Raw genomic sequence first — 4540 nt, 5'->3', positions numbered from 1 at the left:
ACCACCGAGATGTATGGACTCCCCTCCCATCGAGGGGTAACGTAATAAGTGACAAAACTTTTACTAAAGGAGTCCATACATGATGAATCTTAACGTTATTGCGATTGATTTAGCAAAAAATAATTATCAAGTTTGTAAAATAGGTCAAGATCGACAGGTTATATACAACAAAGAAGTATCGCGACAAAAGCTACTTCAATTATTGGCGTCAGAAAAGCAGTCATTAGTGGCGATGGAGTCATGTGGTGGCACGCATTATTGGGCAAGAAAAGCGAAAGAGGCAGGCCATACAGTTAAGCCAATGTCTGCACGGGTTGTAAAAGCATTTAGACAAGGCCAAAAAACGGATGCGAATGATGCTTTAGCTATTGGTATTGCAGCTCAACAACCAACAGTTAAACCGAGTAGATTATTAAGCATAAATGAGCAGTGCTTACAAGCCATGTCAGCAATGAGAGAGCACTTTGTAAAGCAAAAAGTAGCCTTGGGGAATCTGCAACGAGGTTGCTTGTTGGAACTTGGTATCCCAATAGCTAAATCAGATAATAAGTTGATTGATGCAGTGGAAAGTCTGCTCGAAGATACAAATTTAGATGTACCTATGGCATTTAGAGCGTCTCTAAAAATAATGAATGAACAATTCAAAAGTGTTATGAAAGAAATTAGAGAGCTAGAAAAGCTCATTGAAGAAGAAATCAAAAATGATGAGGTATGCGAGCGACTTCAAAAACTGGAAGGTGTTGGGCCTGTAGGTTCAATGATGTTGAAAGTTTACTTTAGTTGTATAGAACACTTTAAAAATGGGCGGGAAGCATCAGCCTGCGCTGGTTTAACGCCAGTTCAGCATAGCTCTGGTGGCAAAGAAAGAATTGGCTCAATTTCAAGAACATCGGCAAATAAAAAGTTACGTAGCACGTTATATCAAGGTGCACTAGCTGTTGTCACACATGTTGTAAAAAGAGCGAGCCGTACAGAAAAAGACGAATGGCTTAAAAAGTTAATTGCAAGGCGTGGTAAAAAAGTGGCAGCGATAGCATTGGCTAATAAAACAATCAGAACCGCATTTGCAATGCTAAAGAAAAACGAATGTTATCAGCCAACGTTATTAACGGCTTAAATTTTTGTCAACAAAGAGCGTTTAAAATCAGGGTAAGACTGACCTTTAAGAGACTGTTCCGTGCCTAGGTATAAAATACCGCCACCGAGAAAAGTCATAAAGGGGCGAATACATTAAAGTGACCAGGGGTAGCTCCCCAAATAGAGTCCGTATATAAGCCAGCATCTAATCTTTATTTAATAAATACTTCGTTGACAAAAAACGGGGAGTCCATATAAGGTCACAGAGTGCACAGAGGGAGTGATTAAAAATAAAAACAGGTAGCTGTCAGCGTTCAGTAAGGTATTACTCTGTGTAGCGCGAAGCGCCTCGGTGTTCTCTGTGGTTCAAAAGTGGGCTGCGAACTTACCTACCCACTGCGCGGGGTAAACTCCCGCCTACAAGCATAAAAAAACCTTGCGATATTAACCGCAAGGTTTTTAAATTTCTCGAACCTCGAACCTCGAACCTCGAACCTCGAACCTCGAACCTCGAACCTCGAACCTCGAACCTCGAACCTAGCTCTTAAAAGCGTCTTGTAGTGGTGGTACTACTTGCTTTTTACGGCTCAATACGCCATCTAGCCATACTTTACCGTCTTCTGGCTTTTCACCATAGGCTTGCTCAACAAGGCTGGCATCGTCTGATGCAATCAGCATTTGTGAGCCTTCTTTCATAATGTCGGTTAGTAGTAAAAATACTGAATGACGACCGCCTTCTTCTTTAAGCTTGGCAATGTCAGCTTCAAGGTCAGCTTTAATCTCGTCAAATACTGCAAGGTCAATAACTTCTAACTGACCAATGCCAACAAGGTTACCGTTCATGTTAAAGTCTTTAAAGTCACGCATTACTAAATCACGTACAGGCGTATCTTCAACGGCTGATTTAACGCGGAACATGTCCATGCCTAGTTCTTTAAAGTCTTCAATGCCTGCAATTTCAGCAAGGGCTTCAACACATTTAATGTCGGCAGTGGTACAGGTTGGTGATTTAAAAATAACCGTGTCGCTTAATATGGCGCAAAGCATAATGCCAGCAATATCTTTAGGGATCTCTACGTTATAAAAATCGTACATCATCTTAATAATGGTGTTAGAACAACCAACAGGGCGGATCCAGCATTCAAGCGGGGTTGATGAGGTTAAATCACCTAATTTATGGTGATCAACTACGCCAACAACGCGAGCTTGGTCGATATCATCAGGTGCTTGGGTTTTTTCTGTGTGGTCTACAATGTAAACGTCTTCGCCAGCGTAGCTAAGTTTAAGCTCAGGTGCTTCGAAGCCAAATTTATCTAAAATAAACTGTGTTTCTGGTGATACTTCACCAAGGCGGGTTGGAATTGCCGGCTCATCAATTTGGTTTTTTAAATAAGCCAGTGCAATTGCACCACATATTGAATCTGAATCTGGGATTTTATGGCCCACTACATACATTGACATGACTAAACTCCTTAAAATTTGCCGATATTCTAGCAAAGTCTTTGGGTTTTAACATATAGACAGTGTAATTAAGTTTTGGTTACACTTTAAATCGATATTATTAATTGGAAGACCCACATGCAACTCGGCCGAAAAGGTTGGAACAATGTTATTATTTTTTCGATGTTGATTATGATCTTCTTTTTAAATGGACTGCATAAAAACATAGGGAATGATGAAACACAGGCACAATTGCAGCCACTACTTCCTTCGCAAAGTTTTGTATTAACGCTTAAATTTATCGACCAAAAAATTGAGCGTATTGGCACTAGTTGGCGTACTACTGCTTTGCAAAAAAGTGTACCGCTTAGTTGGCAAGGCTCAGAGCAGCAACTTAGTGAGCTAGTTTATTTATGGCAAAATACCGCGCTGATGACCACCACTACACCTGATGCGCTTGATATGAATAAGCCACTATCGGTAGCCACGCTTGAACTCGCCGGTGAGTCCTTACCTTGGGTGTACTTATTATTCGAGGCGAATGGTCAGTATTATCTATTCGATAAAACCAGTCAGCGATTATTGTTGCTAGATTTAACTACTGCAAAACAATTATTTCCAAGTTTTACCTTTTCATAAGTGAGTTTTATAAATGCCTGAATTACCAGAAGTAGAAGTTAGCCGCATGGGTATTACCCCCCATGTGCTAAACCAAGTTGTGACTAAGGTAAATATTCATAATGCCAGTATGCGCTGGCCTGTGCCAGATGAGGTGTATCAACTTGAGGGGTTAGTGGTTAGCAGTATTGAACGCCGCGCAAAATACTTGCTACTAGAATGTGAGCTTGGGGCGGCTATATTGCACTTAGGGATGTCAGGGAACTTGCGCGTAGTAAATAAAGCCGAGCCACTTAAAAAACACGACCATGTTGAGTTTATTTTAGCGAACAATAAGGCGCTTCGTTTAAACGATCCACGCCGCTTTGGTTGTTGTTTATGGCAAGCCCCCAATGAAAAGCATAAGTTACTTGCTAAATTAGGCCCCGAGCCACTCACCGATGACTTTTTTGCTAAACGTGTTTATGAGCAATCTCGCAATAAAAAAGTGCCTGTTAAGCAGTTTATTATGAATAACGCCGTGGTGGTGGGGGTTGGTAATATTTACGCTAACGAATCATTATTTAAAGCAGGTATCGATCCGCGAAAAGAAGCAGGTAAGGTAAGCCTTAAACGCTACCAAGCGTTAATCCCAATTATAAAAGACACCTTAGCCGCTGCAATTACTCAAGGCGGCACAACGTTGAAAGACTTTGCCCAAAGTGACGGTAAGCCTGGCTACTTTGCGCAACAGTTATTAGTGTATGGCCGAAAAGGCCAACCCTGTGTAAATTGCGAGAGCGAATTAACCGAAATCCGCCTAGGGCAACGCAGCACTGTTTTTTGTGAGGTGTGTCAGAAGTAGAGAATAGCTGTCAGCTGTAAGTTTTCAGCTGTCAGTAAGAATGGTTACTCACTTGTTTTTATTTTTGCTATCAAACTTGTTAGCATTTTTGACAGCTGGACTGTTTCATTTAGCCAAGACTTACCTATGTCGGTATCAATATAGTTAATATCGATGCCAATATATATTTGGGTTCTTGCCTCAGCAAGCGAAGAGCGAGCGATATCTAAAAAGCGTGTTTTTTCTTTATCACTCTCTCTTGTCATGCCCTCAGCTATATTACTAGGAACAGATAAACCAGAGCGTGTTAATTGATCTCTAAAGCTAAAGTCTTTAATTAGTTGTGTATTTCTGTAAATACCAGCGCTAAGGCGAGCTGAGCGCTTCCATACATCTAAGTTTTCAAAGTTCATAATACAAAATCCTTATGCTCAGTTTTTATCCTAGTTGATATTTTATTAACTACAAATATCTATTTTCAGCAAGGAAGTATTTTCTGTTGACTCTAAAGTTATAATTAGCTTTTCTGACCGCTGACCGCTGACCGCTGACCGCTGACCGCTGACCGCTGACCGCTGACCG

Annotated in this window: 5 protein-coding genes; 3 read left to right on the top strand and 2 right to left on the bottom strand. The window is 40.9% G+C overall.

Going from position 1 to position 4540, the window contains the following annotated elements:
- The first annotated feature begins 79 nt into the window (after positions 1 to 79).
- On the top strand, positions 80 to 1117 hold the full coding sequence (locus L641_RS0110115; protein ID WP_024600855.1) for an IS110 family transposase: 1038 nt from the start codon (positions 80 to 82) through the stop codon (positions 1115 to 1117).
- A 497-nt stretch (positions 1118 to 1614) separates the two neighbouring features.
- On the opposite strand, the gene L641_RS0110110 is transcribed toward L641_RS0110115, so the two are convergent.
- A complete protein-coding gene (locus L641_RS0110110) occupies positions 1615 to 2538 on the bottom strand; it encodes a manganese-dependent inorganic pyrophosphatase (protein WP_013464036.1) in 924 nt (307 codons plus the stop codon).
- Positions 2539 to 2655: 117 nt separating this feature from the next.
- Here L641_RS0110110 and L641_RS0110105 point away from each other — a divergent pair, with 117 nt between their 5' ends.
- Both L641_RS0110105 and mutM read left to right on the top strand, forming a co-directional pair.
- A complete protein-coding gene (locus tag L641_RS0110105) occupies positions 2656 to 3156 on the top strand; it encodes a hypothetical protein (protein WP_024601820.1) in 501 nt (166 codons plus the stop codon).
- Between the two features lie 13 nt (positions 3157 to 3169).
- Complete coding sequence (gene mutM / locus L641_RS0110100) at positions 3170 to 3979, top strand: bifunctional DNA-formamidopyrimidine glycosylase/DNA-(apurinic or apyrimidinic site) lyase (protein ID WP_024601819.1); 810 nt, start codon at positions 3170 to 3172, stop codon at positions 3977 to 3979.
- 44 nt (positions 3980 to 4023) lie between these two features.
- Here the strand turns inward: mutM and L641_RS0110095 are convergent, their stop codons facing one another.
- Positions 4024 to 4371, bottom strand: coding sequence for a four helix bundle protein (locus L641_RS0110095; protein WP_024601818.1), 348 nt, complete (start codon positions 4369 to 4371; stop codon positions 4024 to 4026).
- Between the last annotated feature and the right edge of the window lie 169 nt (positions 4372 to 4540).

The sequence above is a fragment of the Pseudoalteromonas sp. TB41 genome (assembly GCF_000497975.1).
GTDB lineage: Bacteria > Pseudomonadota > Gammaproteobacteria > Enterobacterales > Alteromonadaceae > Pseudoalteromonas > Pseudoalteromonas tetraodonis.
Note: the sequence above shows the minus strand (reverse complement) of the source record. Positions and strands in the feature narration are given on the sequence as shown.